Source organism: Streptomyces achromogenes (assembly GCF_030816715.1).
Taxonomy (GTDB): domain Bacteria; phylum Actinomycetota; class Actinomycetes; order Streptomycetales; family Streptomycetaceae; genus Streptomyces; species Streptomyces achromogenes_A.
On sequence record NZ_JAUSYH010000001.1, the window covers coordinates 2040667 to 2067606 of the forward strand.

At 72.8% G+C, this 26940-nt stretch carries 21 protein-coding genes and 2 pseudogenes; 12 read left to right on the top strand and 11 right to left on the bottom strand.

Features of this window, described 5'->3' with window-relative positions; genetic code table 11:
• Nucleotides 1-39 precede the first annotated feature (39 nt).
• The 4 genes and pseudogenes from QF032_RS09240 to QF032_RS09255 all read left to right on the top strand — a co-directional run bounded on the left by QF032_RS09240 (nucleotide 40) and on the right by QF032_RS09255 (nucleotide 6867).
• The gene (locus QF032_RS09240) at nucleotides 40-1548 is read left to right on the top strand and encodes a DUF4331 domain-containing protein (RefSeq protein ID WP_306953656.1); all 1509 of its coding nucleotides are present in this window, start codon (nucleotides 40-42) and stop codon (nucleotides 1546-1548) included.
• Nucleotides 1549-1703: 155 nt separating this feature from the next.
• Nucleotides 1704-3473 carry a tetratricopeptide repeat protein gene (locus QF032_RS09245; RefSeq protein WP_307055686.1) on the top strand — a complete coding sequence of 590 codons (1770 nt, stop codon included), beginning with the start codon at nucleotides 1704-1706 and terminating at the stop codon, nucleotides 3471-3473.
• The gene (locus tag QF032_RS09250) at nucleotides 3470-5173 is read left to right on the top strand and encodes a nickel transporter (RefSeq protein WP_307041444.1); all 1704 of its coding nucleotides are present in this window, start codon (nucleotides 3470-3472) and stop codon (nucleotides 5171-5173) included. Before QF032_RS09245 ends, QF032_RS09250 begins: the two co-directional genes overlap by 4 nt.
• A 60-nt stretch (nucleotides 5174-5233) precedes the next feature.
• Nucleotides 5234-6867, top strand: a pseudogene (locus QF032_RS09255) (serine/threonine-protein kinase).
• A gap of 43 nt (nucleotides 6868-6910) precedes the next feature.
• Here the strand turns inward: QF032_RS09255 and QF032_RS09260 are convergent.
• A complete protein-coding gene (locus tag QF032_RS09260; protein WP_307055688.1) occupies nucleotides 6911-7717 on the bottom strand; it encodes an SGNH/GDSL hydrolase family protein in 807 nt (268 codons plus the stop codon).
• A 308-nt stretch (nucleotides 7718-8025) separates the two neighbouring features.
• Between QF032_RS09260 and QF032_RS09265 the strand changes: the two genes are divergently transcribed.
• Nucleotides 8026-9120, top strand: coding sequence for a DUF5925 domain-containing protein (locus tag QF032_RS09265; protein ID WP_307041452.1), 1095 nt, complete (start codon nucleotides 8026-8028; stop codon nucleotides 9118-9120).
• A gap of 92 nt (nucleotides 9121-9212) precedes the next feature.
• Nucleotides 9213-9986: a DUF72 domain-containing protein gene (locus QF032_RS09270; protein ID WP_307055690.1), complete on the top strand. Its 774-nt coding sequence runs from the start codon at nucleotides 9213-9215 to the stop codon at nucleotides 9984-9986.
• Here QF032_RS09270 and QF032_RS09275 read toward each other — a convergent pair whose 3' ends face one another.
• Entirely contained in the window at nucleotides 9987-10355 is a 369-nt protein-coding gene (locus QF032_RS09275; RefSeq protein ID WP_307041455.1) for a GntR family transcriptional regulator, read from the bottom strand.
• Between the two features lie 71 nt (nucleotides 10356-10426).
• Between QF032_RS09275 and QF032_RS09280 the strand changes: the two genes are divergently transcribed.
• Entirely contained in the window at nucleotides 10427-11356 is a 930-nt protein-coding gene (locus QF032_RS09280; RefSeq protein WP_307055692.1) for a GNAT family N-acetyltransferase, read from the top strand.
• Nucleotides 11337-11840, top strand: coding sequence for a DUF402 domain-containing protein (locus tag QF032_RS09285; RefSeq protein WP_307055694.1), 504 nt, complete (start codon nucleotides 11337-11339; stop codon nucleotides 11838-11840). The genes QF032_RS09280 and QF032_RS09285 overlap by 20 nt, the downstream gene beginning before the upstream one ends.
• A 53-nt stretch (nucleotides 11841-11893) precedes the next feature.
• Here the strand turns inward: QF032_RS09285 and QF032_RS09290 are convergent, their stop codons facing one another.
• Nucleotides 11894-12508 carry a class I SAM-dependent methyltransferase gene (locus QF032_RS09290; RefSeq protein WP_307041461.1) on the bottom strand — a complete coding sequence of 205 codons (615 nt, stop codon included), beginning with the start codon at nucleotides 12506-12508 and terminating at the stop codon, nucleotides 11894-11896.
• A 140-nt stretch (nucleotides 12509-12648) separates the two neighbouring features.
• On the opposite strand from QF032_RS09290, the gene QF032_RS09295 reads away from it, so the two are divergent.
• Together QF032_RS09295 and QF032_RS09300 are read left to right on the top strand one after the other, a co-directional pair.
• Nucleotides 12649-12783: a hypothetical protein gene (locus QF032_RS09295; protein WP_107105240.1), complete on the top strand. Its 135-nt coding sequence runs from the start codon at nucleotides 12649-12651 to the stop codon at nucleotides 12781-12783.
• Between the two features lie 393 nt (nucleotides 12784-13176).
• Nucleotides 13177-13677: pseudogene (locus tag QF032_RS09300) on the top strand (lytic polysaccharide monooxygenase); the annotation flags it as partial.
• 82 nt (nucleotides 13678-13759) lie between these two features.
• Here QF032_RS09300 and QF032_RS09305 read toward each other — a convergent pair.
• A complete protein-coding gene (locus QF032_RS09305; protein WP_306953638.1) occupies nucleotides 13760-14641 on the bottom strand; it encodes an esterase/lipase family protein in 882 nt (293 codons plus the stop codon).
• A 170-nt stretch (nucleotides 14642-14811) separates the two neighbouring features.
• Entirely contained in the window at nucleotides 14812-15255 is a 444-nt protein-coding gene (locus QF032_RS09310; RefSeq protein ID WP_307055696.1) for a MarR family winged helix-turn-helix transcriptional regulator, read from the bottom strand.
• Nucleotides 15256-15345: 90 nt separating this feature from the next.
• On the opposite strand from QF032_RS09310, the gene QF032_RS09315 reads away from it, so the two are divergent.
• Nucleotides 15346-15720 carry a cupin domain-containing protein gene (locus QF032_RS09315; RefSeq protein WP_307041466.1) on the top strand — a complete coding sequence of 125 codons (375 nt, stop codon included), beginning with the start codon at nucleotides 15346-15348 and terminating at the stop codon, nucleotides 15718-15720.
• Nucleotides 15721-15783: 63 nt separating this feature from the next.
• On the opposite strand, the gene QF032_RS09320 is transcribed toward QF032_RS09315, so the two are convergent.
• Nucleotides 15784-16767, bottom strand: coding sequence for a DNA polymerase Y family protein (locus QF032_RS09320; RefSeq protein ID WP_307060193.1), 984 nt, complete (start codon nucleotides 16765-16767; stop codon nucleotides 15784-15786).
• Between the two features lie 5 nt (nucleotides 16768-16772).
• A complete protein-coding gene (locus tag QF032_RS09325; protein WP_307055698.1) occupies nucleotides 16773-20228 on the bottom strand; it encodes a DNA polymerase III subunit alpha in 3456 nt (1151 codons plus the stop codon).
• 219 nt (nucleotides 20229-20447) lie between these two features.
• Here QF032_RS09325 and QF032_RS09330 point away from each other — a divergent pair, with 219 nt between their 5' ends.
• A complete protein-coding gene (locus QF032_RS09330; RefSeq protein WP_307055700.1) occupies nucleotides 20448-21497 on the top strand; it encodes a DUF3533 domain-containing protein in 1050 nt (349 codons plus the stop codon).
• Nucleotides 21498-21590: 93 nt separating this feature from the next.
• On the opposite strand, the gene QF032_RS09335 is transcribed toward QF032_RS09330, so the two are convergent.
• The 4 genes from QF032_RS09335 to QF032_RS09350 form a co-directional block, all read right to left on the bottom strand.
• Entirely contained in the window at nucleotides 21591-22673 is a 1083-nt protein-coding gene (locus tag QF032_RS09335) for a S1 family peptidase (protein WP_307055702.1), read from the bottom strand.
• A gap of 513 nt (nucleotides 22674-23186) precedes the next feature.
• Nucleotides 23187-24098 (bottom strand): S1 family peptidase, encoded by a 912-nt coding sequence (locus QF032_RS09340; RefSeq protein ID WP_306953626.1) that lies wholly within the window; start codon nucleotides 24096-24098, stop codon nucleotides 23187-23189.
• A 491-nt stretch (nucleotides 24099-24589) separates the two neighbouring features.
• A complete protein-coding gene (locus QF032_RS09345) occupies nucleotides 24590-25237 on the bottom strand; it encodes a GTP-binding protein (RefSeq protein ID WP_307055704.1) in 648 nt (215 codons plus the stop codon).
• Nucleotides 25238-25608: 371 nt separating this feature from the next.
• A complete protein-coding gene (locus QF032_RS09350; RefSeq protein ID WP_307055706.1) occupies nucleotides 25609-26895 on the bottom strand; it encodes a DUF5685 family protein in 1287 nt (428 codons plus the stop codon).
• Nucleotides 26896-26940: the final 45 nt, after the last annotated feature.

Below are 26940 nucleotides of genomic sequence, written 5' to 3' on the forward strand. Positions count from 1 at the left end.
CTCTGTCCGTCAGGCAACTTGGCACAGAGGACGGACGGCATGACAGCTATCTCCAGGAGCGGCAACGGACGCAGGAGCGTCGCGACCCTCATATGCGGTGCGTTGGCCGCCGGGGGGCTCGCAGCCGCCGGCGCCGCCACGCTGGCACCGGGGGCCGCCTACGCGTCCAGCCACCGTGAGGCTCCTCTCATCTCGGGGACTCCGCAGTACGACAACACGGACGTGTACGCGTTCGTCAGTCCCGACCACGCGGACACCACGACGATCGTCGCCAACTGGATCCCGTTCGAGGAGCCGGCCGGCGGGCCGAACTTCTTCCCGTTCGCCGAGGACGCCCAGTACGACCTGCACATCGACAACAACGGTGACGCGAAGGAGGACCTGACCTTCCGTTACACGTTCAAGACGCACGTGAAGAACAAGAAGACGTTCCTCTACAACACGGGCGCCGTCGACAGTCTGTACGACCCCGACCTGAACGTCACGCAGACCTACGACCTCGAGCTGCTCAAGCTGAAGAAGGGGAAGGTCCAGCACAAGACGAAGATCGCGGACGATGTGCCGGTGGCGCCGTCGAACGTGGGCAAGGCGTCGATGCCGAACTACAAGAAGCTGCGCGACCAGGCGATCTACAAGCTTCCCAACGGCGCGAAGACCTTCGCCGGCCAGGCCGACGACCCGTTCTTCCTGGACCTGCGCGTCTTCGACCTGCTGTACGGCGGTGACCTCTCCGAGGTCGGCAACGACACGCTCAAGGGCTACAACGTCAACTCGATCGCGCTGCAGGTCCCGAGCGACATGATCACCGAGGGCAAGCACCAGCCGATCGTCGGCGTCTGGTCGACCACCCAGCGCGAGAACGCCGAGGGCTACTACACGCAGGTCTCCCGCCTGGGCAGCCCGCTGGTCAACGAGGTCGTCAACCCGATCAAGGACAAGGACCGGTTCAACGCGTCCCAGCCGAAGGACGACGGCCAGTTCCTGAAGAACGTCACCAACCCCGAGCTGCCCAAGCTCATCGAGGCGATCTACAAGATCAAGGCGCCGGCCGAGCCGCGCAACGACCTCGTCGACGTGTTCCTGAAGGGCGTCAAGGGCCTCAACCAGCCGCCCTACGTGACGCCTTCGGAGGAACTGCGCCTCAACACCTCCATCAAGCCGACCGCCAGCCCCAAGCGGCTCGGCGTCCTGGACGGCGACAACGCGGGCTTCCCGAACGGCCGTCGCCTCACCGACGACGTCATCGACGCCTCCCTGCAGGTCGTCGAGGGTGAACTGGTCGGCTCCAAGAACGACCTGGGCGACGCCGTCGACAAGAACGACAAGAGCTTCGAGAAGGCGTTCCCGTACGTGGCCCTGCCGACCGAGGGCTCGCGCGGCGCGTCCGCCAAGAGCGGCGCCGACGTCCGCAGCCAGCTCGGCGACGCACTGACCGGCTCGGAGAGCAACACCGCGCTGATCGCCTCCTCCGCGGGCGCGGGTGCGGCGGGCATCCTCCTCATCGGCGGCGGCCTGATGTGGTGGCGCGGGCGGCGCAGGGCCTACTAGGCCCTCCCTGAGCGGGCCGGGGAGAATCCTGCGCTCCCCGGCCCTGCCCCACCGACTGGCGCGGCCCGCGTAACTCATCCCCCACGGCGCGGGCCGCGCCACCCCCACACCCCCACGCCGGCAGACCGAACCACCCAGGCGACCTAGGAGAGGGCATGTCCCCGCGGACGAACGACGGCGAGCGCGAGCAGCCCGGGCAACCGGATGCCGGCCGGCCGGCACCTCAAGCACGGCGACCGGAGCCCGCCACGGGCGGGCCGACGCCGGAGCCGGAGGCCCGGCGCGCCACGAGCGGGGACGACGCGCCGGAGACCGGGACCCGGATCACCGGCTCCGTCTCCGACGCCGAAGCCGTATCCGACGCCGAAGCCGAAACGCGCGACTCCGACGAGCCCACCGAGGCCCGCGCGTCCGGCGAGGCCGCTGAAGGCCGGGAGCCCCGCGACCCCGCCGTAGGCCGCGACTCCGACGATCGCACCGAAGCCCGCGAAGCCGCCGGAGGCCGCGAGCTCGCCCTCCCGGCGCAGCCGGAGCCGGCGCCGGTCGCCGGGGACGAGCGGGTCGCCGCCGTGCGGCGGGTGGGCGAGGCGGGCCGTCGCTGGCGGGCCGTGCACCTCGGGGCGTGCGCCGCCATGCTGGCCGTCGCGCTCACCGCCGGGGCGGTCGCGCTCGGGGCGGTGCACGAACAGCGCGGGGTGCCCGTGGCGGCGGCCGCGGCGGTCTCCCCCGGGCTGCTCGCCGGCGGCGACCTCGACGCGAGCATCACCGCCCTTCAGACGCATCTGCGCGCCCAGCCGCGCGACTTCGGCGGCTGGGCCACCCTCGGGCTCGCCTACGTCGAGCAGGCCCGCACCAAGGGCGACCCCTCCCGCTATCCGCAGGCCGAGCAGGCCCTCGGGCGGTCCCTGGCCCTGCGCGCCGACAACGACCAGGCCCTGGCCGGCCGGGCCGCCCTCGCCGCCGCGCGCCACGACTTCGCCGGCGCCCTGTCCTTCGCCGACCGGACGCTGAAGCAGAACCCCTACAACGAACGCGCCCTGAGCTCCCGGATCGACGCCCTGGTCGAGCTCGGCCGCTACGACGACGCCGACGCCGCGGTCCGCACGGCCGACCAACGGCGGCCCGGAGTACCGGTGTTCACCCGTTACGCCTACGTCCACGAGCTGCGCGGCGACGTCACCACCGCCCGCCGTGTCCTGGACCGGGCGCTGGCCGCGTCCAGTTCGCCCGGCGACATCGCCTACGTCGCCGCCCAGCTCGGCCAACTCGCCTGGAACCAGGGCGACTACGCCACCGCGCTCACCCACTACGCCCGCGCCCTCGCCGCCGACGAGAACTACCTCCCCGCGCTGGAGGGCCGCGCCCGCGCCCAGGCGGCGAGCGGACGGCAGGCGGAGGCCGTCAAGGGACTGGAGCTCATCGTCGCCCGCTATCCGCTGCCCGGCCCGCTGGTCGAGCTCGGGGAACTGTACGAGGCCCGGGGCCGGGCCGGGGACGCGGCGAAGGCCGCCGACCAGTACGCCCTGGTCGACGCCTGGACCGCCATCGCCCGCGCCAACGGCGTCAACGCCGACCTCGACACCGCGCTCGCCGCCGCCGATCACGGCGACCGGGCCACGGCCCTGCGGGCGGCCCGCGACGACTGGTCCCGCCGGCACACCGTGCACACCGCGGACGCGCTCGCCTGGGCGCTGCACGTCAACGGCAAGGACGCCGAGGCCCTCCCCTACGCCCGTCAGGCCACGGCCACCGGCTACCGCAACGCGTCCTTCCTCTACCACCTCGGTGTGATCGAGAAGGCGACCGGCCATCCGCAGGACGCCCGTACCCACCTCTCCGCCGCCCTGAAGCTGAACCCCGGCTTCTCCGCTCTGGGCGCCCGCGAGGCCCGTACGGCGCTCAAGTCGCTGGAGGCGACCAAGTGATCTCACGTCGTCTGTTCGCCTCCTGCGCGGCCGTGTTCACGGCCGGGTGCGCGCTCGTGCTGGTTCCTTCCGCCGCCGCGAGCGCGCACCCCCTCGGCAACTTCACCGTCAACCGCTACGACGGTCTCGTCGCCGCCCCCGGGCAGTTGCGCGTCGACCACGTCGAGGACCTCGCCGAGATCCCGGCGACCCAGGCCAAGCCCGACATCGAGCGGCTGGGGATGGACGCCTGGGCGCGGGAGCGCTGCGCCACCGCCGCGGCCGGCAGCAGACTCACCGTCGACGGCCGGGGCGTCCCGCTCACGGCGGGCGCGAGCAAGGCGGTCGTACGGCCCGGTCAGGCGGGCCTCGACACGCTGCGCGTCGAGTGCCGGCTGACGGCCCCGCTGCCCGACGGGAGCACCGTCGCCGTCGCCTTCCACAGCGAGGGCGCCTCCACCGGACCCGGCTGGCGTGAGATCACCGCGCGCGGCGACCGGATGACGCTCGCCGACTCCGACGTTCCGGAGAAGTCGGTCTCACATGAACTGACCACCTATCCGAAGGAGTTGTTGTCCTCGCCGGCGGACACCGCGACCGCGGCCGTGACGGTGCGGCCCGGCGGCGCGGCTCTCGTCGAGGAGGGCCGGGACGCGCCGGCCGCGTCGGTGCTGCCCCGCGGCGCCGACCGCTGGACCCGGGCGCTGGACGACCTGGTCGCCCGGCAGGACCTCACCGTCGGCTTCGCCGCGCTGGCCCTGGTGATCGCCGTCGTCCTCGGCGCGATGCACGCCGTCGCGCCCGGCCACGGCAAGACCATCATGGCGGCGACGGCGGCCGCCCGGGGCGGCAAGGCACGGATGAAGGACGTCCTGCCGCTCGCCGCCTCCGTCACCGTCACGCACACCCTGGGCGTCGTCGCGCTCGGCCTGCTCGTCACCGCCGGTTCGGCCGCGGCGCCCTCGGTGATCGCCTGGCTGGGGCTGGCGAGCGGGACGCTGGTGCTCTTCGCCGGCGCGACCCTCGCCCGCCGCGCCTGGCGCGGCCGCGGCCCGGACGCCCCGCACGGCCACGACCACGACCACCCGCACCCGCACGGCGACGGTCACGGTCACGACCACCCGCATCCCCACGAGCCCGCGAAGACCCCCGCGCGTCAACTCGCCCTCGTCGGGGCCACCACCCCGCACACCCATGCCCATCACGACGCCGGCCACGGGAACGGTCACGACCACGGGAACGGTCACGACCACGGGCAGGAACACGAGCACGGCCACGACCACGCCCTGCCGCACGGCCACGACCACGGCCGTCCGCACACTCACGGGGGCCACACGCACTCGCACGGTGGCCGCACCCACACCCACGCCGTCGCCCCCACCCTCCGCGGGACGCTCCTCCTCGGGTTCGCCGGAGGCATGGTGCCCAGTCCGTCCGCCGTGGTCGTGCTGGTCGGTGCCGCCGCGCTCGGCCACGCCTGGTTCGGGCTGCTGCTCGTCGTCGCGTACGGCGTCGGGCTCGCGCTGACCCTGACCGCCGCCGGGTTCGCCGTCGTCCGGCTGGGCGCCGGGGCGACCCGCCTGCTGGAGCGGCAGCCGCGCTGGACGAGCCACCCTGCCGTGACCCTCGTCCGCCGCAACATGCCCCTGTGGTCCGCGTTCCTCGTGGTGGCCCTGGGCGCCGGACTGGTGCTCAAGGGGGCCGCATCCGTACTCGGCTGAGCTACGTTTGTGGGGTTGCGGAGGTTTTCGCCCGGATGGGAAGAGCGAAATGGGGGCGCGGTGACCGAAGAACCGGGCAGTGAACGTCTGATCGCGGGCCGGTACCGGCTGCTGACGCCGCTCGGCGAGGGCGGCATGGGCACGGTGTGGCGGGCCCGTGACGAGGTGCTGCACCGCGAGGTCGCCGTCAAGGAGGTGCGGGCCCCGCACGGGCTGGCGGCCTCGGACGTCGAGCGGTTGTACGCCCGGCTGGAGCGCGAGGCCTGGGCCGCGGCCCGGGTCGCGAACCGGAACGTCGTGACGGTGTACGACGTGGCCACCCAGGACGGGCGGCCGTGGATCGTCATGGAGATCGTGCACGGCATCTCCCTCGCCGACCTGCTGGACGCGCAGGGACCGGTCGAGCCGGCCCGGGCCGCGCACATCGGGGCCGAGGTGCTGGCCGCGCTGCGGGCCGCGCACGAGGCCGGTGTGCTGCACCGGGACGTGAAGCCGGCGAACGTGCTGATGTCGAACGACGGCCGGGTGGTGCTCACCGACTTCGGCATCGCCACCGTCGAGGGCACCTCCGCGCTGACGATGACCGGCGAGGTCATCGGCTCCCCCGAGTTCCTCGCGCCGGAGCGGGCGCTGGGGCGCACGCCGGGACCCGAGTCGGACCTGTGGTCGCTGGGCGTGCTGCTGTACGCGGCGGTCGAGGGCAACTCCCCCTTCCGGCACGACACTCCGCTGAGCACCCTGCGCGCGATCGTGGACGAGGAGCTGCCGCCACCGCGCCGGGCCGGGCCGCTCGCACCCGTGATCGAGGGCCTGCTGCGCAAGGATCCGGCCGAGCGGCTGCCCGCCGACCGGGCCGAGCAGGACCTGCGGCTCGTCGCCGCCGGGGGCGTCCCCTCCGGGGGAGGCTATTTCGGCACCGACTCAGCCCGTACGGCGCCGTACACGGCGTTCCCGCCGGCGCCCGCGCCCCGCGACGAACCGATGGGTCATGCGTCGACCGCCGCGACCCCGCCCCAGCCCTGGTCGACGACGCCGCCCGCCACCTCGTCGACGGCCGCCGGGGAGCCGGACCGGGGCCGGCGGGCCGGCACGGTCCTCGTCGTGGGCGTACTGGCACTGGCGTTGGCGGTCGCGGGGCTGACCTACGGGCTGCTGCACCATGACGACGGCGACAAGAACGGGTCCGGCGGGGTCACCAACAGCGCCCCGGAGGCGGCGACTTCGCCGCAGACGCAGCCGGAGACCAGTGCGCGGACCGAGTCGCCGAGTCCGAGCCCAGCCCGAGCGCCAGCTCCGAGGCGCCGAAGCAGACCGTGTCGGTCACCGTGACCGGCGCGCACACGGAGTACTCCGGCGCGTGCCCGCCGAAGGACGCCGACGCACCCGCCTTCACCGCGACGATCACGGTGGGGCAGCTGCCCGAGACGGTGTCGTACCGCTGGGTGTCGAAGGACGGCGAACTGTCCGGGCAGACCTGGAAGACGCTCGAGTTCCCGTCGGACGGCGGGAAGTCCAAGCAGGACAAGGTGATCCTGTCGACGTACGCGGAGAGCGGGACGTACGAGAACGCGATCGCCGTCGAGGTGCGTGATCCGGTGAAGACGACGTCCGGCTCGGTGCCGTTCTCGGTCACCTGCGAGACGGCGGAGTCCCCGTCGGGCGAGGCCTCCCCCTCGCCCTCGCCTTCGGAGTGAACCGGGCCTGACCGGCGGTGCGTGGCGTCAGGCCCGGCGCGGATCAGGCCACGCTGTTCAGAACCGGCAGATAGCCGCCCGCCTGACCGGACGCGGTCGGGTGGTAGGACTCGCCGATGTTGAGCAGGTTGAGGCTGTGCAGCCAGGAGCTGCCGGAGCAGATCTCGTGGCCGCCGAACGAGCCGCGGACGTCGCCGAAGACGAAGCCGTGCGCGGCGGCGCGCCGCGCGGTGGCGGCGTCCAGGTAGTCGGCGGCGCCGTTGATGGCGGAGCGCTTCGCCTCGGACAGTCCCAGGCAGACCGTGCCGAGCCGGTAGAAGCGCGGGTAGCCGATGACGACGACGCGCGCGTTCGGGGCCCTGTCGCGGATCGACGCGTAGACGGTGTCGAGTTTGCCGGGGAGCGTGGAGTCGACGTACGCCCTGGCGGTGTTGATGCGGGACAGGCAGGTGCTGTCGGAGCTGGTGACGCAGGTCGTCATGACGTCGGCGAAGCCCGCGTCGTTGCCGCCGACGGTGACGGTCACCAGGCCGGTGGAGGCGTTCAGGCCGCCGAGCTGGTTGGCCAGAACATCACCCGTACGAGCGCCTGAACAGGCCGCGAAGGTGAACGAGGACGGGGCGTGGGCGGCGTTCCAGAGGTAGGGGTACGCCTTGGTGCTGCGCTTGCAGCTGCCGCTGGAGCCGATGTAGCCGCCCGCTCCGACGCCGGAGGAGTAGGAGTCGCCGAGCGCCACGTAGCCGCCCGTGGCGGCGAGTTGGGATGCCTGCGCGGGGGCCGCCCCGGTGAGGGCGGCGCCGGCGGCGAGGAGGACTGAGCTGACGAATACGACAAGTCGGGAACGTCTCATGGAACCTCCCTTTAGCAGGATCTCTGCCATGACTGTCGTAGCAACTACGCGTGTTGACGGGAAGTGTCCATGCCAACTTTGCCGTCGACGGAGTGCCTCGTTCTGTGACGCCGAACGGACGGAGAGTCAGGATCGAGCGGACGAAACGTCAGGAACCGCCCGAGCACGGCCGTTCACGCTCGGCCGCAGGCCGCCCCGGGCCGCCCGGGACGGAACGGATCGAACAGGCGAACACGACAGAGCCGACACACCCCGCGCACCTCGGAAACCGGGTGCACCCGGGGGCCTCGTGCCGGATCATGGCGGGCATGTCCGCACTCCCACACGACGCACTGCCGATCCGGCTCACCGTCGACGACTCCGACTCCCCGTCCGACGTCGTCGACGCGCTGTTCCTCGGCCGCTTCGCGACGGGCGAGCAGCCGTACTCGCACGCGGCGAACATCGACCGCGTGCGCGCCGGCGCGACCCTGCTGCCGCCGCAGGCCCGGGTGCTGCGCATGGCCCGCGACGAGGACCGCAGCGCCACCCTGGCCGAGGGCGACGGCTGGACGCTGCTGGTCTCCCGCTGGAACCGCGGCGCCGACGTCACGGTCACCGCGACCACCGCCGAACTGGCCGCGCAGGTGCTGGACGAGGCCACGGACGGAGCGGCGGACGAACCCGAGCCCCAGCCCGAGAACGTGACCATGGGCTTCTGGTACGTCTCCCCGCGGCGCGGCCCGCACCGCACCACCCGCCAGATCTCCGCGGGCACATGGGACGAGGTGCGCCCCAACTACACGGCCCCCGTCGCCGAGGCGATGGACCGCCTGATGGCCACGACCCCGGAGAGCATCGCGGGCCGGCTGCTCCTGCTGCACGGCCCGCCCGGCACCGGAAAGACGTCCGCGCTGCGCACCCTGGCCCGCTCCTGGCGGGACTGGTGCCAGGTGGACTGCGTGCTGGACCCCGAGCGGCTGTTCTCGGACGTCGGCTATCTCATGGACATCGCGATCGGCGAGGAGGACGGCGCCGGCAAGAGCCGCTGGCGGCTGCTGCTCCTGGAGGACTGCGACGAACTGATCCGCGGCGAGGCCAAGCACACGGCGGGCCAGGCGCTGTCCCGGCTGCTGAACCTGACCGACGGCCTGCTCGGTCAGGGCCGCAACGTCCTGGTCGGCGTCACCACCAACGAGGACCTGGAGCGCCTGCACCCCGCCGTGGTCCGCCCCGGCCGCTGTCTGGCGCGTATCGAGGTGGGTCCGCTGACCCGCCCGGAGGCCGTGGAGTGGCTGGGCACGGAGGAGGGGGTGGGACGCGACGGCGCGACGCTCGCGGAGCTGTACGCGCTGCGCCGCGGCATCTCCCCCACCGCGCTGCCGGAACCGCGCGGGGTGGCGGACGCGGGACTCTACCTCTGAGCACCCGGCACGTCTGAACACCCAGGCGCCTCCGAGCACCCGGCCGGCCCGGGCGGCCCCGCCCGTAGGAGCCCCGGGTGTTTGATGGAGGTATGACGCTGCACGTCGGCACGTCGGGCTGGCAGTACAAGGACTGGAAGGACGTCCTGTACCCGGCCGACGTGCCCGTACGGCGGTGGCTGGAGGAGTACGCCGGACACTTCGCCACCGTGGAGATCAACAACGCCTTCTACCGGCTCCCGTCCCGGGAGACCTTCGCGTCCTGGGCGGAGCGCGTCCCGCCGGACTTCACGGTCGCGGTGAAGGCGAGCCGCTATCTCACCCACATCAAGCGGCTGAAGGACCCGGAGGAGCCGGTGTACCGCCTGATGACCCACGCGGCGGGCCTCGGCGGCCGCCTCGGCCCCGTACTCCTCCAGCTGCCGCCGACCCTGCGGGCCGATCCCGCTCTGCTGGACGCCTGCCTGGCCTGCTTCCCGCCGGGCGCCCGGGTGGCGGTCGAACCCCGCCACGCGTCGTGGTGGACGCCGCGGGTGCGGGAGGTCCTGCGGTCCCGGGGCGCGGCCCTGTGCTGGGCCGACAGCCGCTCCCGTCCGGTGACGCCGTTGTGGCGGACCGCCGACTGGGGTTACGTCCGCTTCCACCAGGGGCGTGCCCACCCCTGGCCGCACTACGGCCGCCGGGCCCTGGAGACCTGGCTGGACCGCATCGCGACGACCTGGCCGGACGACGCCGACGTGTACACGTACTTCAACAACGATCCCGGCGGCGCGGCGGTGGCGGACGCGGCCCTGTTCGGGCGGACGGCGGCACGGGCGGGGCTGGCGGTGACGCGCACCCCGCGCGGGCTCGCCGCGCGCCGGTGATCACGCCCGGTAGGCCGCCCGCAGGGCTTCCCGGACGACGGCCGCCCCCTGCTCCTCGCTGAGCCCCAGCCGCACCACCCGTTCGGCGTAGGCCTGGGCGGCGGCCGCGGCCTCACGCTCCGCCGCCGGTCCCGCGGCGGCGACGAAGGTGCCGTTGCGCCCCCGGGTCTCGATCACCCCGTCCGTCTCCAGCGCCCGGTACGCCTTGGCGACGGTGTTCGCGGCGAGGCCCAGGGACTCGGCCAGGCCCCGCACGGTCGGCAGACGGTACCCGACGGGCAGCTCTCCCGCATGCGCCTGCTCGGCGATCTGCGCCCGCACCTGCTCGTAGGGCGCGGCACTCTCATCGATGTGGATCTTCAAGGTCACGGGCCCGATTGTCCCGTACCCGCCGGAAAATGGGAGGCACCCGCGGGCCGCCTCTCCTAGCGTGAACCCACATGACCGTCATCGTGCGCGATCTCCACCCCGGCGCAGACGCCGACATCGAGGGCTTCGTCCGCGTCCGGCACGCCGCGCTGCCGTACGTGTACTTCAGCCGGGCGTCCGTGCTCCACCACCTCGCCCTGACCCCGGCCGCCGCCCACTACCGCGCGCTGGTCGCCGAGGAGGACGGTGAGGTCGTCGGCACGGCCCAGGTCGGCCTCGCGCACGACAGCCCGGAGCCGGGCCAGGGCTGGCTCAACGTGTACGTGGACCCGGCCCGCGCCCGCCGCGGCGCGGGCACGCTGCTGGTGCGCGCCGCCGAGGAGCACCTGGCGGCGCACGGAGCGACCAAGCTGTTCGCCTGGGTGCTGGACGAGCCCGGCCACCGCGCCTTCGCCGAGCGGCACGGCTACCGGGCGAGCCGCTCCGCGCACTTCCTGGTGCTGGACCTGAAGCACACCGAGCTGCCGCCGCCGCAGAAGCCGCCGGCGGGCGTCGAACTGCGCACGGCGGCCGACTTCGCGGACGACCCCCGACCGTTGTTCACCCTCGACGCCGAAACGAACTCCGACGAACCGGGCGACATCGCCATCGAGTTCACGGACTACGAGGCGTGGATCGCCGAGTACTGGAAGCATCCCCACCTCGATCGGGAGCTGACATCGGTCGCCGTGGCCGACGGCCGTCCCGTCGCGTTCAGCGTGGCCCACACCGACGGCGCCGCTCGCTACGGCACCGGCATGACCGGCACCGTCCGCGACCACCGCGGCCGGGGCCTGGCCAAGCTCGTCAAGAACGACTCGCTGCACCGCGCACGCGCAGCCGGGTACACCCAGGCCCACACCAGCAACGACTCGGACAACGGGCCGATGCTCGCGGTCAACCGGTGGTTCGGGTACGAGATCCGCGCGACGGAGGTGCGGTATGTCCGCGAACTCGGCTGAGCCGGTGGGCATGGTGGACGTCGTCCTGGTCAAGGGCGGGCGGACGAAGATCCGCTACCCGGCCGGGCTGCTGTCCGACGACGGCGTCCGGATCGCCGTGCGCGCCCCGTGGGCCGGTGACGGCGTACGCGACTTCGGCTTCGTGCGGTTCGAGGCGGGCGACGTCTTCACCGAGTTCTACTGGCGCGACCGGTGGTATTCGGTGAAGGAGGTCCGCGCCGCGTCCGGCGCTCTGAAGGGCTGGTACTGCGACGTCGCCCGGCCGGCCGTGCGGTCCGGCGCGGAGCTCGTCGTGGAGGACCTCGACCTGGACCTGTGGCGCTCCGCCGACGGCACGGACGTCCGACGCCTGGACGAGGACGAGTTCGAGGAGAGCGGACTCGCCCGGCGGGACCCGCGTGCCGCGGCCGCCGCGCTCGCCGCCCTCGACGAGTTGGAGGCGCTCGCCCGCACCGAGGGCGGCCTGGAGTCGCTGCTGACGTGACCCGGCGACCGGGGCCGGCCGCGGCGCGAGAGCCACGGCCGGCGACCGGGGGCTCACACCGTCGCCACCACCGCGTACCGCTCGTCCTCCACCGGGCCGCCCCACAGGCGTGGGTCCTGCGACAGCCGCTCCACACGCGTGTGCCCGGCCAGCGGGGCCAGCAGCGCGGTGAGCCGGTCCGCCGGTATGCCGACCGGGGCGACGGCGCCCCAGACGCCCTCGACCAGCACGAGCCGCCCACCGGGGCGCAGCAGAGCGCGCCAGGTCCGCAGCACGCGGGCCGGGTCGGGCAGCGCCCACAGCAGGTGCCGGACGAGCAGCGCGTCGAAGCGCTCCTCGCCGACCGGGGGCGCCGTCGCGTCACCGTGGAGGAACACCGCGTCACGCCCGGCGAGTTTGGCCCGGGCCAGGTCGATCATGGCCGGCGACAGATCCACGCCCGTCACACGGTGTCCCTGCTCGGCCGCGAGCAGGGAGAGGCTGCCGGTGCCGCAGCCGAGATCGAGCACGTCACTCGCGCGCTCCGGCAGCCAGGCGCGCAGCCGGTCGGCCCAGGCGGCGCGCACCTCGGGGTCGCGCAGTCCGTGGTCCGGCTCGTCGTCGAACGCGGCCGCCGCCGCGTTCCAGTCGACACCGGGCGAAGTCGCTTCGTCACTGTTTTCCCTCATGTGCCCCAGAGTGACACCCGCCACTGACAGTCGAATCGTGACACCCGCCACTGACAGACCGGGGGTTGATGAGGAACTCTCCCGGAAAGGGTCTACCTCCGTGAGAACGCGGAACTCGGTAGCCCTTGAAGGAGGCAGCCATGCGCCGCACCACCGTGCAGAAGCCCCTGAAGAAGACGGAATCCCGCAGGATCCGCGACGAGGCGGACGAACGGCCCGCCGGCCGGCCCGAGGTGCGCAAGGACATCGCCCGCACCTGGTGGCCCGACGGCTGAGGCCGCTTCTTTCAGAGCCCGTTCACGCCTGACAGCCTGTTCACCCCCGGCAGCCTCCTCGCCCTCCGGCCCGGAGCAGGCCTCGCGCACACGCGTGTGGCGTCCACGACGTGCAGCAGCAGCCGTCCGGCACCCCGGCCTTGGGCGTCCGGGCGGACGGTCACGCTCTCGCGCCGGTGACGGACCCCTGCCGCCGGCACGTCGGCCGGCGTCGCGGGCGGATCCCCTCGCTCTCCGCACCGAAATCGGCGCCTACCTGATCCCAGGCTCAGCGCTTCCTTAACGCGGCCCTAAAGATCGCCGCCGGCCGCCCTCGGCCGGCCGTTTCGGGGTTTCTTTGGTTCCGGGCGCACCACACGCCGCCGACCGTTTCCGGTTCCGAGGAGATCCCCCATGCCCGCACGCCGCAAGGCCGTCGCCGCCGTCGCTCTCGGCCTGGCCGCGTCGGCCCTGCCCGCGCTGTCCGCCGCGCCCGCCGCCGCGCACGGGTCGATGGGCGATCCCGTCAGCGGGGTGGCGCAGTGCTACGCGGAGGGGCCGGAGAGCCCGAGGTCGGGCGCCTGCCGGGCGACGGTCGCGGCGGGCGGCACCCAGGCGCTGTACGACGGGAACGGCATCCGCATCGGCGACGCGAACGGGCGCCATCAGGAGCTGATCCCGGACGGCAGGCTGTGCAGCGCGGGCAACGAGGAGTTCGAGGGGCTGGACCTGGCCCGCGCCGACTGGCCGGCGACCGCCGTCGACAGCGGCCCGACCACGTTCGCATACCGCGCGACCGCCCCGCACAAGGGGACCTTCACGGTCTACCCCACCAAGGCCGGTTACGACCCGGCCCGGCCCCTGGCCTGGTCCGACCTGGACCTGGCGCACCCGGTGGCGACGGCGGTCGACCCTCGCTGAGCCGGCGGACGACACGGACTCCGGGGCCTGACCGGCGGCTCAGGCCGGACAGGCCCCGGCGAACCCGAGCGGCGCGTCAGCTCAGGACGGACGCGCAGGTGGTGGCGGTGGCGTGGGCCGGGTCGAGCGCGTTGGCCACTTCGTGGAAGGCGATCCGGTCGAGCAGCCCGATCGCCAGGTGCTCGGAGAGGTCCAGCGGGCACAGGTCCTGGAGCAGGACGTTGTGCACGTTCGACCCGCTGAGGAACTGGGTGCGCCACGGTGTGACGACTTCGTCGTACCGGGTGGCGATGACGGTGTAGCGGACGCCGGGGACGGTGTCCCCGCCCTTGTTGAGCTCGGTGAGGAAGTCCGACCCGACGATCTGGTCGGCGAGGCCCGGGGTGGCGGCCGAGAGCAGGTCCTCTGCGCCCGGGAAGTAGGGCAGCAGACGGGTGAGTCCGCCGAGTGTGGTGCCGTGGTTGTCGGGGGCGATCCCGACCAGCGCGTTGACCTTGGCGGCTCCGCCGAGGAACTTCAGGTAGTAGCGCGGCATCATGCCGCCCTGGGAGTGGCCGACGAGGTCGGCCTCGGCGGCGCCGGTCGCGGCGAGCACCTTGTCGACGAAGACGGAGAGCTGGCCGGCCGACGCGTCGATGGGGCCGAGGCCGTTGAAGAGCGGGACGCCCGGCAGTTGGCCGTAGTCGACGGAGAAGACGCAGTAACCGCGGACCGTCAGGTAAGGGGCGAGGGCCAGCCAGTTGTCGACGGAGTTGCCGAGGGTGCCGTGCACGAGGACGACGGGGCGGGGGTGGGCTGCGGAGGGCTTGCAGCGGTAGTCGTTCCAACCGCTCGAGGGGGCGGCGGCGGTGGCGTCCGCGGCGGTCGAGGCGTGAGCGGCGGCTGTCGGGAGGGTGGCGGCCGCGGCGGCCAGCAGCAGGGCGGCGAGTGGTCTGAGCACGCGATTCCAGGGCAGCATCGGGTGATCTCCTTGCGGCTCAAGGGGAGTGCGAGGGCCGTACGCCCTGTGATCCGGATCACGGGATGCTGTTCACTTGTCAAGTTACGGACGAGTAGGTGAAGTGTGAAGTTACGCGTCAGTAAAAACTTCCAGTGATAGTCGGCGACTGCCCGGCCGCCGACGCTCCGTCACCACACCGGCCTGATCGGACCGTAGGGGGCGATACGCGCCAAACGGTCGTACAGCGCGCGCACTTCACCCTCGCCGAGCACATCGACCCACGCCCGCACCGCCTCGGCCGCCGCCTCCTCCGCCGCGCGGGTGCACTCCCAGCCGTGCTCGGTGAGGACGATCAGCCGGGCACGGGCGTCCACGGGGTGCGGCCGGCGCTCGACGTACCCCTTGCGCACCAGCTCGTCGACGAGCTGGCTCGCGGCCTGCTTGGTGACCCCGAGATGGGCGCCGAGTTCGGAGACCGTCGCACCGTCCGGGGCCAGCCGGGTGAAGGCGAATCCGTAGGAGGGCCGCCCCTCGAAGCCGCGGGCGATGACGCCGTCGTTGATGCGCCGGGTGAGCTCGCCGGCGGCGGCGAGCAGGGCGGCGGACAGGGCGAGAGCTTCGGAGTTCTGCACGTCTGCATTGAAACACCCTTGACAGGATGGTCAAGCAGCTTGACTATTGACTTAATCAAGCAGCTTGACCATTCTCCTTGGGGAGTCACCATGCCCGTCGTCCGTTCGTCCGAGGCCGTCACCCACGAGATCCACGGCGCCCGCTTCGTCTCGTACGCCACCCCGCTCACCGGAAGCAAGGAGCTCTGCGCCTGGCGGGGCGAGATCCCGGCGGGCACGAAGGCGCCCGCGCACACCGTCAACAGGGAGGAGATCTTCCATCTGCTCGTCGGTGAACTGCTCGTCACCCTCGACGGCCGCACCGAGCGGATCACCGCCGGCGACACGATGATCGTCAATCCGGGCGCGACCCTGGCCGTCGAGAACCCGACGGATCACACCGCGCTCTCCTGGGTCACCACCTCCATCGGCCTGGAGGCGGAGCTGGCCGACGGAACCCGGATCACTCCCCCGTGGGCCAACTGAGCCGACATGGCCGTGGGACAGCGGCGGGCAGCCGCCTTCACCGGCAGCCGGCGGCTCGCGGTGTCAGCGGTCGGCCAGAGCGGCTGGACGCACGGCCTCTGCCCCGAAGCGTCGACGGGCACGGTCGGCGGCGGCTTCTGCGGCGCGGGCACGGGCGTCACCGGGATCCAGAGAGAGCTGACGGTAGGCGTCGCCGGCCGGCAGCAGGCCGTCGGCGCGGATCGCGAAGGCGCGGACCCTCGCCCGCTGCAGCCCGAGGCCGGCCAGCAGGCCCAGGGCGACCGCCACGAGGGTGGGTGAGTGGTCGGTGGGTTCCGGCAGGGCGCGTGTACGTGTGGTGGAACTGCGGTCGGCGTATCGCACGGTGAGGGTGAGCCCGCCGGCGATCCGGCTTTCGCCGCGGAGGCGTTGGCCGATCCGGTCGGCGAGCCCCAGGACGGCTCGGTGATGCTGCACCGGATCGAGGCAGTCCCGTTCCAGCACGAGGTCGGCGACCAGACGCGCCGCAGGTTCCGAGGGGAGGACCGGGCGAGGATCGTGCCCGCGGGCACGCTCGGCCAGCAGACGGGCAGGACCTGCGCCGAGAAGCCGTTGCAGGGTCCCCGCGGGCAGGTCGAGGACCTGCCCGATGGTGTGCAGGCCGTATCGGCCGAGCGTCTCCGCCGTTGCGCGGCCGATCCCGGGCAGCGCCGTGACCGGCCGCGGAGACAACCAGTCGACCACCCGCCCGGCGGGGACCCAGGTGGTGTCACCCGGCGCGGACGCGTCGGCGGCCATCGTCGCCAGCATCCGGTTGCCCGCGAGACCGGCGCTGCTGTCGACGCCGTAGAGGGCTTTCAGCCTGAGCTTCGCCAACTGGACGATGTCGTAGGGAGACAGGTCGAAGTACCTGAGCGCGGAGGTCAGGTCGAGTTGGACGGCGTCGGGCGGTACGGCCTGGACATGGGGCGTCACACCGGACATCAGTTCGATGATGTCGCCGTACTGCTCCTCCGTCAGCGAGGCGTGCAGGTGCAGGTGGGCGATGTGCCGCTGACGCGCGCCCATCTCGTTCATCCCGCGCTCCCCGGGCTGCGGTGGCCGAACTTCTTCAGGTCGGCCGAGCGGGTGCCGGCCGGCTGGAGGTCGGCGTACGGGTGGAGGCGGGCGCCGGTCGTGCCGTTGTCCAGGGTGCGGTGCGGCTGGGCGGGGGTCGGGTGCGGGCGGCTCTGGCCGAGGAGCGCGAGGGCGGCCTCGGGACCGTTGTCCCGGCGGGCGGCGGCGATCTCGTCCAGGTCCCAGGCCATGGTGCCGACGACGGTACGGCGGGTGCCGCGCACCTGGACCGTGCCGCGCACCAGCAGCAGCCCGCTGTGGAAGACGGTGTGCGCGCAGGCCGGGTGGGAGTCCTCGAAGAAGGCCAGGTCGACCAGGCCGGAGCCGTCCTCCAGGGTGACGAAGATGATCCGCTTGCCGCTGGCGATCGGTGGGGTCTGGGTGGAGGCGCGTACGCCGGCGACCAGGACCTGCTGTCCCGCGCGGAAGCCGGACAGGTGGGCCGCGTCGGTCGCGCCGATCTCGCGCAGCAGCCTGTGGTGGTGCTCCATGAGGTGCTTGGAGACGTCGATGCCGAGAGTGCTCAACTCGGCGCTCAGCGCTTCGCGTCCGGTCATCTCCGGCAGCCCGCTCGGCTCCGCGCCGCCGACAGCGCCCGCGTCGATGGGCAGTTGGCCCTCGTGCGCATGACGGGTGCGGGACTGCCGGTGCAACTCCGATATCTGCAGCAGGAGATCACGCCGGGTGAGGCGGCCGTCGTGAAGGCAGGTCAACGCGCCTATTTCCGCGAGGCGTTCGGCCACCGGCCGGCTGGGGCGGGCCCGCTGCCAGAAGTCCGACAACGATCCGTACGGCTGCCCCTCCTCCATGCGTCCGCACTCCGCTTCGCTGATGCCGTGCACCGCCGACAGGGCGAGACGTACACCCCACTGGTCTCCGTCGGTCTTCTCCGCGGTGTGCCTCCTGCGGGAACGGTTGACGTCGACGGGCAGGATCTGTACGCCGCTCCGGCGGGCGTCGGCGACCAGGACCCGCTTCGGCCACATGCCCGGGTCGTGTTCGAGCAGACCGGCCAGCAGGAACGCCGGATAGTGCGCCTTGAGCCAGGCGCTCTGCAGGGCCGGTACGGCGAAGGCGACCGCGTGAGCACGGCAGAAGCCGTACGCGCCGAAGGCCTCGACGGTCTTCCACACCTCGTCCCGGACGGCCGCGCTGTAACCCCGCGCGCGTGCCCGTCGGTGGAACCAGTCCCTGATCCTGGGCAGTTGCTCCCTGTCGCCGAGGGCCCGCCGGGTGATCTCCGCGAAGGCCCGGTCACAGCCGGTCGTCACACGCAGGGTCTCGATGATCTGCTCGTGCCAGATGGTCACGCCGTAGGTGTCGGCGAGCACCGGCTCCAGGTCCGGATGCGCGTACGACGGCGCACCCCCGTGCCGGGCAGCGATGTACCGCTCGGGCATGCCGCCGGCGACCGGCCCGGGGCGGAAGAGGCTGATGTCGGCGATGACGTCCTGCACGTCGCGGGGCTGCAGCCGGGACAGGAGATCCTGCTGGCCGGGCGACTCCAGCTGGAACAGGCCCAGGGTCCGGCTCTCCTGGATGAGCTTGAAGGCGAAGACGTCGTCGAGCGGCACCTGCCCGGGGTCGTCGAGGTCGATGGCCGTGCCGGTGGCGCGTTCGATCTCGGTGACGGCGTGGGCCATCGCGGACTGCATCCGTACGCCCAGGACGTCGAGTTTGATGTTGCCGAGCGCCTCGATCTCCTCCTTCGCGGCCATCGCCATGGGGTAGTCGCCCTGCGGTGTGGGCTGCACCGGCAGCCGGTCCAGGAGCGTGGCGTCGCTGATCACCACGCCGCAGGGGTGCATGGCCATGCCGTGCACCAGGGAGTCGAGGCCCTCGGCCAGCTCCCACAGCGGTCCGTAGCGGTGGGCCTCGGCGGCCAGTTGCCGCAGTTCGGGCAGTTCGGCGAGCGCGCCGGTGATGTCGCAGGCGCGCAGGTGGGGGAAGCTCTTGGCGATCCGGTCGACCTCGGCCGGGGCGATCCCGAGCGCGAGACCGGTGTCGCGCAGGGCGCGGCGGGCCCGGTAGGTCTCGGGCATCGCGGTGACCGCGACCCGTTCCTTGCCGAACCGCTCGAAGATCGTGTCGTAGCACTCCAGCCGTCTGGCGGATTCCACGTCGATGTCGATGTCGGGCAGCGAGGCCCGGCGCTCGCTCAGGAAGCGTTCGAACAGCAGACGGTGGTCGAGTGGGTTGGCGGTGGCGATGTCCAGCGCGTGGCAGACCATCGACCCGGCGCCGGAGCCGCGGGCCGCGACCCGGATGCCCTTGGCCCGGATGTCGGCCACGACCTGGCCGACGGCGAGGAAGTACGAGTCGTAGGACAGCGTGGAGATCACTTTCAGCTCTTCGGTCATCCGCTCGAGCGCCGCGCCGTCCCGGTCGAGACCGCGTCGGGCCAGACCGGCCTCGCACTGTCTGCGCAGCAGTCGGGCAGCTCCTCCCGCTCTTGGCTCAGCCCCGAAGAGCGACGGCTCCGGAAAGTGCGGCGTACCGAGTCCGAGGTCCGCCGCCGGGTCGACGGCGCACTCGGTCGCCGTGGCGACGGTGTCCGCCATCAGGCGCCGGGCCCGGCGAACGTCCACCCCCGCGCACTCGGCGATCATCCGCGCCACGCTCGCCATTCCTCTCTCGTCCTTGAGCCAGCGCTGCCCGCTGTCCAGGTGACGCCGGTCGATGGGGCGCAGCAGCCGCGCGGCGTCCAGCACATCGGCGAGGCGGTGCTGCTCGGGGTCGGCGTAGCGGACGGCGTTGGAGAGGATCGCGGTGGTGTGGGTGCGATCGGCCAGGGCCAGGGTGCGGGCGGCCAGACGCAAGGACCCCGGGCCGGTGCCGGAACGTTTCTGCGCAACGACTTCCAGTCGGACTCCCCTCCCGAAGATCTCCTTCCAGGGCGCCAGCAGCTTCATCGCGACGTCCTCCCGGCCCACCGACAGGGCCCGCACCGGTTCCGAGAGCGGTCCGAGCAGCACGGTCAGGCCGGGGCCGCCGTGCTCACGCAGCGCCTCCCACGGCACCACCACCGGTGCCGCGCCGGACGCGGTGCCGGCGTGGGCGGCCGAGGTGATGCGGCACAGCCGCGCCCATCCCGCCCGGTCCTGCGCGAGCAGGACGAACCGCAGCGGTGGCTCGACGACGTACGCACCGCCGCGCGCCGGAGTGCGGCGGCGCAGGGCGGGCGGCGGTGGCGCGACGGCCTCCACCGCGAGGTCGACCCCGAAGACCGGTCGGACCCCGGCCCCGGCGCATGCCCGCGCGAACCGGACGGCGCCGGTGACCGTGTCCCGGTCGGTGAGCGCGAGCGCCGCCACGCCCCGCTCGGCCGCCCGCCGGACGAGGTGCTCGGGGTGGGCGGCGCCGTAGCGGGCGGAGTAACCGGACGCGACGTGCAGATGGGCGAAGCCCGTCATGCCGCACCTCCATCACTCCACCCCTTTTAACCCAAAAGCCCGATACATCCATCGTACGCTCGTTCGATTACTCTAACCCCATCAACCTCGGCCGACTAGATTCGAACATCAGTTCATCCCCCCCACCCTCACCCTAGACCACATTTTCGAACATCAGTACGATAGCCGTTCGGACGCCTCCCACCTGCGGAAACGCCTTCGACCCCGGACCGTGGGGACATGACCCAGACGACCGGGCCCGACGCACCCCGCGCCTCCCCCCACGGCTCCTTTCTCGACGAGGTCAAGGACGCCGTCACCCCGCGGGCCACGCTGCTGGTCGTCGGTGTGGTCGCCCTCCATCTGCTCTTCATCGCCTCCTACGTGGGGGCGCTGCACGACCCGAAGCCGAAGGACGTGCCCTTCGGGGTCGTCGCGCCCGGGGCGGCCGCCCGGCAGACCGTGGCCCGGCTGGAGAAGCTGCCCGGCAGCCCCCTGGACCCCCGCGCGGTGACCGACGCCGCGACCGCCCGGAAGCAGATCATGAACCGGGAGATCGACGGGGCCCTGATCGTCTCCCCCACGGGCGCCACCGACACCCTGCTGGTGGCCACCGGCGGCGGAAAGGTCCTGGCCGCCACCCTGGTGACACTCACCACCACCCTGGAGAAGTCGCAGGCGCGCACCCTGCGGACCCTCGACGTGGTCCCGGCCGACCGGGAGGACGCCAACGGGCTGTCGTCGTTCTATCTGGCCGTCGGCTGGTGCGTGGGCGGCTATCTGTGCGCGTCGATCATGGTGATCAGTTCGGGCGCCGGGAGCTCGACCCCACGGCGCGCGGTGATCCGGCTGCTCGCCATGGCCGTCGTCGGGATCGTCGGCGGACTCGGCGGCGCCCTGATCGTCGGTCCGGTCCTGGGCGCGCTGCCGGGCGGCCTCGCGGCCTACTGGGGACTCGGCGCGTTGATCATCTTCGCCGTCGGCGCGGCCACCCTGGCCTTCCAGGGCGTCTTCGGGCTCGCCGGCGTCGGGCTGGTCATCCTGCTCGTGGTGATCCTCGGCAACCCGAGCGCGGGCGGCGCGCTGCCGCCCCCGCTGCTCCCGCCGTTCTGGCGGGCGATCGGCCCGGCGCTGCCGCCGGGCGCGGGAACCTGGGCGGCGCGCTCGATCGCCTACTTCGAGGGCAACGACATGACCGCGGCGCTGCTGGCGCTGTCGGCGTGGGCGGTCGCGGGGGTCGGCGTCACGCTGCTCGCGGCGATGCTGCGCACCCGGCGGAAAACGGCGTGAGGCCCCGCCCCTCGCGTGCGCGGGGAGCGGAACCTCACGCCGGGGCGGGCTCACACCTGGCCGGGCCGGGACCTCACACCGGGTCGGGCCGGGTCAGCCGATCTGTGTTCCGGTGGCCGACAGCGCCTCCGTCACCGGCTGGAAGAACGTCTCCCCGCCGGCCGTGCAGTCGCCGCTGCCGCCCGAGGTCAGGCCGACGGCGCTGCTGCCCGAGAAGAGGGAGCCGCCACTGTCGCCGGGCTCGGCGCAGACGTCGGTCTGGATGAGGCCGTTGACGACGTCGCCGTTGCCGTAGTTCACCGTGGCGTCGAGGCCCGTGACCGTGCCGGAGTGGACCTGGGTGGTCGACCCGCTGCGGGTGACCTTCATGCCGACGGTGGCCTCGGCGGCGCCGGTGATGGCCTGCGCGGAGCCGTTGTAGAGGTTCACCTCACTCGGGTGGTCGACCTCGGCGGTGTACTTGACCAGGCCGTAGTCGTTGTCCGGGAAGCTGGAGACCTCGTTGGCGCCGATCTGCGCGCCGGAGGAGTCCGACCACGTGGAGATGGCGTCGGTGCAGTGTCCGGCGGTCAGGAAGTACGGCTCGCCGCCCTTGACCACGTTGAAGCCGAGCGAGCAGCGCCCGGTGCCGCCGGTGATGGCGTCGCCGCCGGCCACGAAGGGCGTGAACTCCCCCTTCGTGCGCTGGAGTTCCACCGTCCCGCCGAGCCCGCCGACGACCTTGGCGAGGGTCGCCCACTCGGCCTCGGAGACGGTGCGGTCGGCGGTGACGACGACCTTGTTGGCGGTCGGGTCGGTCACCCAGGCGGTACCCGGGATGCTCGCGTCCGACGTCAGCGTGGTGCGGGCGCCGGTCAGCTCGGCGAGCGAGTTCTCGACGAGTCTGGCCTTGGCGCCGGCCGCCTCGACGGTCTTCGCCGCGGCCTTGTCGAGAACGTTCACCACCAGGCTCTTGCTCTTCGCGTCGTAGTACGTGCCCGCCGCGTCGGCGCCGAGGTCCCGGCCGAGCGACGAGGCGAGTTTTCCGGCCGCGAGGGCCGAGAGCGGGGCGGGCTGCGAGGTCTTCGCAGGTTCGCTGGCGTTCGCAGTCTGGAAGGTCACTCCTGCCGCGACGAGCGCGACGACGCCCGCTCCCGCCATGGCCGCCCGTCGCCGGGGTATGCGTCGGTGCTGCAACTCGGGTCCTCCTGTGGGGGGTCGGTGCGGGTGGTCGTGGGGACCGTGACGCACCGAAAGGCTGGTTGACGGCCGCTCACTCTTCCGAACCTCACAGGGAGCACACAAGGTCGACTTCAGGACGCGCACAGGGTGGGCACCGGGCGCCCTCCGCACCTCCACCGCCCCCGCACCTCGGCAGGTCACCGGCGGGCGACCGCAGGGGAATTCGCACAGCAAACGCTACGGGTGAGTAACCCCTCACGCCGCGCCTACCTCCGACGGGGGTGATCCTGGCCGGAATCCGCCGCCGCGGCGGGCGGCACAGGTGGTGAAACCGTCGAGGGTGTGGAGGACGTCGGGGGAAGCGGTTGCCGCCGTGCTTCGGCGCACCCGCATTCCCGCACGCCCTGTGAAGCGCAGCGACACGCCGGGAACGGCGACCGCCCCGCGGACAAGGGCGAGCCCCCGCACGCCGGTTGCGTGCGGGGGCTCGCCTGCGGCCGGCCGCAGGACCCGGCCGGGAACCAGGAGCTAGAAGACGCTGACGCCGTAGCGGCTCAGGGCCTCGGTCACGGGCTGGAAGAAGGTCGTGCCGCCGGACGAGCAGTTGCCGCTGCCGCCGGAGGTCAGACCGAGCGCCACGCCGCCGGAGGTGTAGAGCGCGCCGCCGGAGTCGCCGCCCTCGGCGCAGACGTTGGTCTGGATCATCTGGTAGACCACGTCGCCGCCGCCGTAGTTCACCGTGGCGTTGAGGGCGGTCACCCGGCCGGTGTGGATGCCGGTCGTGGAGCCGTCCCGGATCACCGACTGGCCCACGGTGGCGTTGCCTGCGCTGGTGATGTCGGTGTTGCCCGCGGTGCCGGCCTTGGCGACCGAGGTGTTGGTGTACCGGACCAGCGCGTAGTCGTTGGTCGGGAAGCTGTAGTTGCTGTTGGTGCCCAGCACGGCCGTCTGGCCGGAGTTCGAGTACCAGGTCGAGGCGACCTCGCCGCAGTGCCCGGCGGTCAGGAAGTAGTAGGTGCTGCCACTGCGCACGTTGAAGCCGAGCGAGCAGCGGTAGCCGCCGCCGTAGATGGCGTCGCCGCCGCCGATGAGCTTGTTGAACTTGCCCGGCGTGTGCTTGATCGTGAGCGCGCCGGCGTTGTCGCCCGCCTGCTCCTTGATCTTCGCGATCTCGGCGTCCGACACGGTGCTGTCGACGGTGACCATCAACCGGTTGGTCTTGCTGTCGACGGCCCAGGCGGTGCCCGGGATGTCCGCCCGGAGCACCGAGTCGCCGGCGCTCTTGAGTTCGGCGCTGCTGTAGACGGCGTCGTCGGCCGCGTTCGCATGGGGGATCGCGATGGCGGCCGCGGCCACGAGTCCGGTGGCGACGGCGGTCAGCCGGGCCCGTCTCGAGATGCCGTGCGTGGGGATGGTGGGGGTGGTGCGCTTGATCCTCACGTTTCGTTCCCTCCCAGGGGAAGTCGGGGGCCCGTGGTGTGGGGTCGGGGCCCGGGTGAGGCGCAGCCAGGGTCGACGTTCGTCCGCTTTCCGGACACGCCGTGACCCTGACAAGCGCTGAGGGGGAGTATTCGGCCGAACGGCCGGTAGGCGCAAGGGCGCCTTTCGGCCGTCAGACGGTGAACGGACTGCGTGAGTTGAGCCCTCTTGCAGCCCTCTTGCCCCAGCTCAGACCAGGTTGTGCCGTGCTGCCTCGACCTCCACGCCCCATGTGTTCCCCGCCGAGGGGGCGGTGTGGAGGAAACGGCCGACAAGGCGCACGGAGGCAGTAAGGGCCGATCGGGTCCGCCGTCACGCCCCGGACCCACGCCGTACGCGGCTCACCTCCACGGCCCGCTCCCGGCCGCGTCCCGTCCGCCCCTGGCGGCTCACCTCCACGTCCGGCCCCGTCCGCGTCCCCGCCGGCTCCGCGGCCTCGCCCGGCTCCCTCGTCACACGCGCGCCTCCTCCGCGGCCGGGGGCGCAGCCGGGGCCGGGGGCGGCAGCTTCCCGTTCCGCGTCCTCGGGGCCGCTCGGAAGCCGATCACCCGGTCCATCAGCGCCTCCAGGACGTCCCGCACGGAACCCCGTTCCCGGGCGTCGCACTCGAGCACCGGCACGTCCGCGCTCAGGCCCAAGGCGTCCCGGACCTCCTCCAGTTCGACGGGCACCGCCCCCTCGAACCGGTTCACGGCGAGCACGAACGGCGCTCCCCGGGCCTCGAAGTAGTCGACGGCCGGGAAGCAGTCCTTGATCCGCCGGGTGTCCGCGAGGACCACCGTCCCGAGCGCGCCCTCGGCCAGGTCGTCCCACAGGAACGTGAAGCGGTTCTGCCCGGGCGTGCCGAAGAGGTACAGCGCGATGGCGGTGTCGAGGGTGATCCGCCCGAAGTCGAGGGCGACCGTGGTCGTCGTCTTGGACTCCACGCCCTCGAGCGAGTCGATCCCGACCGACACCTGGGTGATCGCCGCGTCCGTGTCGAGCGGCTCGATCTCGGAGACGGCCCCGATGAAGGTGGTCTTGCCGACCCCGAGCCCCCCGCTCACCACGATCTTCACAGCGAGCGGCACGGTCTTGGCGGAGCGGGAGCGCCCGGGCATGGTCCCTGATCCTTTCGCGCAGCGGGCGCGGCGCCCCGGTGCGGGTCCGCCCGGAGCGGCTCGGGCGGCCCGCCGGCGACGACGGACCGGCCGCACGAGATCCGCGTCCTCGCCCAGGGATACGTGTGCGGGCGGCGAGCCGCTCAGCGGCGGCCCCGCCGGACCGGTGACAGGAAGCGCCGTCACGAACCGACAGGACTCACCCGCCGCGCCGGTCGAAGCCGCGGTCGCGGTCACGGCGAAGCCGCAGCCGCAGGCGTAACCCGAGCCCAGGACCCCACCCCACCCCGCTCCGCCCGCCCGATACGCCCCGCTGCGCCCTCCGCCCGCCTCGCGGATGACGCCGGGTCAGCAAAAAGCGGCCGGCCGCGTCAGCAGGAGCAGTCGCAGGAACAGCAGTCGCACCCGTCACAGCAACCGCAGTCACAGCAGTTGCCGCAATCGCAACAGTTGCCGCAGTCACCGCAGTCGTTGCACAGGCCCTCGCGTTTCTTCCGCGACCAGGGGCCCTCGAACTCGTCGGCGCAGCACACCTTGCAGGTGCAGCACAGTCCGAGCGCGACCGCGCAGCCGGCCAGGAAGCCCCGCTTGCCGGGCCGGGGCGGCTCACCCCCGTAGGGGTTGCCGTAGGGGTTGCCGGGCGCGTGCGGATCCACCGGGTTCCGCGGGGCGTACGGTCCGGTGGGCGGCCCGAACGCGCCCTCGGGGCCGAACGCGCCTTCGTGCGCGCCTTCAGGTCCGTGCGCGTGACCGCACGACCGGGTGCCGAAGGCCCGTTCCACCGACCGTTCCAGCTCGTGGGCGAGCAGCAGATGCGCCAGTCGGCCCTCCTCGAACCGCACGTCCTTCAGGGCGAGCCGGATGCCGTGCAGGGCGTCGTCGGCGAGCCGGCGGGCCTCGGTGAGCGGGGTCCCGGTGGCCGTGAGCGGGTTCCAGGCGCCGGCCGCGGCGTCCGCCTCCCGGTCCTCGACCGCGTCCAGCAGATGCGCGAGACGTCCGAAGAGGCGGCCGGCCTCGGCGAGCGGCGCGGTGTTGCCCGGCCGGCCCGCCAGGATCGCGGTGTGCGCGAAGGCGGCGGCGGTGGCGGTCTCGGTCGGCTCGGTGACGGTCAGCAGCGGGGTGCCCGGCCCCGCGAGCGCCTCGATGCCGACCTGCCGGTCCACGGCGTCGACCAGGACGGCGGTGTCGAACCCGACGGCGGCCCCGCTCCGTTCGCCGGCCCGTCCCCAGCCGGCGGCGACCCGGCGCGCGGCGACGGCGACCGGCCGCCGCGCGAGCAGGCCGTCCCCGTCGGCGACGTGGTCGCGCACCTTGGCGGAGGCGAGCACCAGCGAGACGGCGGCCGCGAGCCGGGCGCCCTCGCCCTGGGCGACGGATGCGGTGCGCATGCCGCGCAGCGGGCACGGACCCGCGGTGCGCCGCCACCCGCCGGCCGTCGCGCGTTCGGCCTGAGCCTCCGTCAGAACCGATATGAGCAGGCCGTCGTAGTTGGTGACGACCCGCGCGAACTGCCCGTGGTCGCCGCGCAGCGCGAGGCACAGCCCGCACAGGTGCGCCATCCACTGGGTCTTGAGGCTCTCACCGAGCCGGTGAGAGCACGGTCTGACGATTCCGAACACGACAACCCCCGTCGTCCCTGGGACATTGAGCTGCCGCATGTTATCGGCTGATTGTCGCGCCGGATCGGGGGCACTCGTTCACCC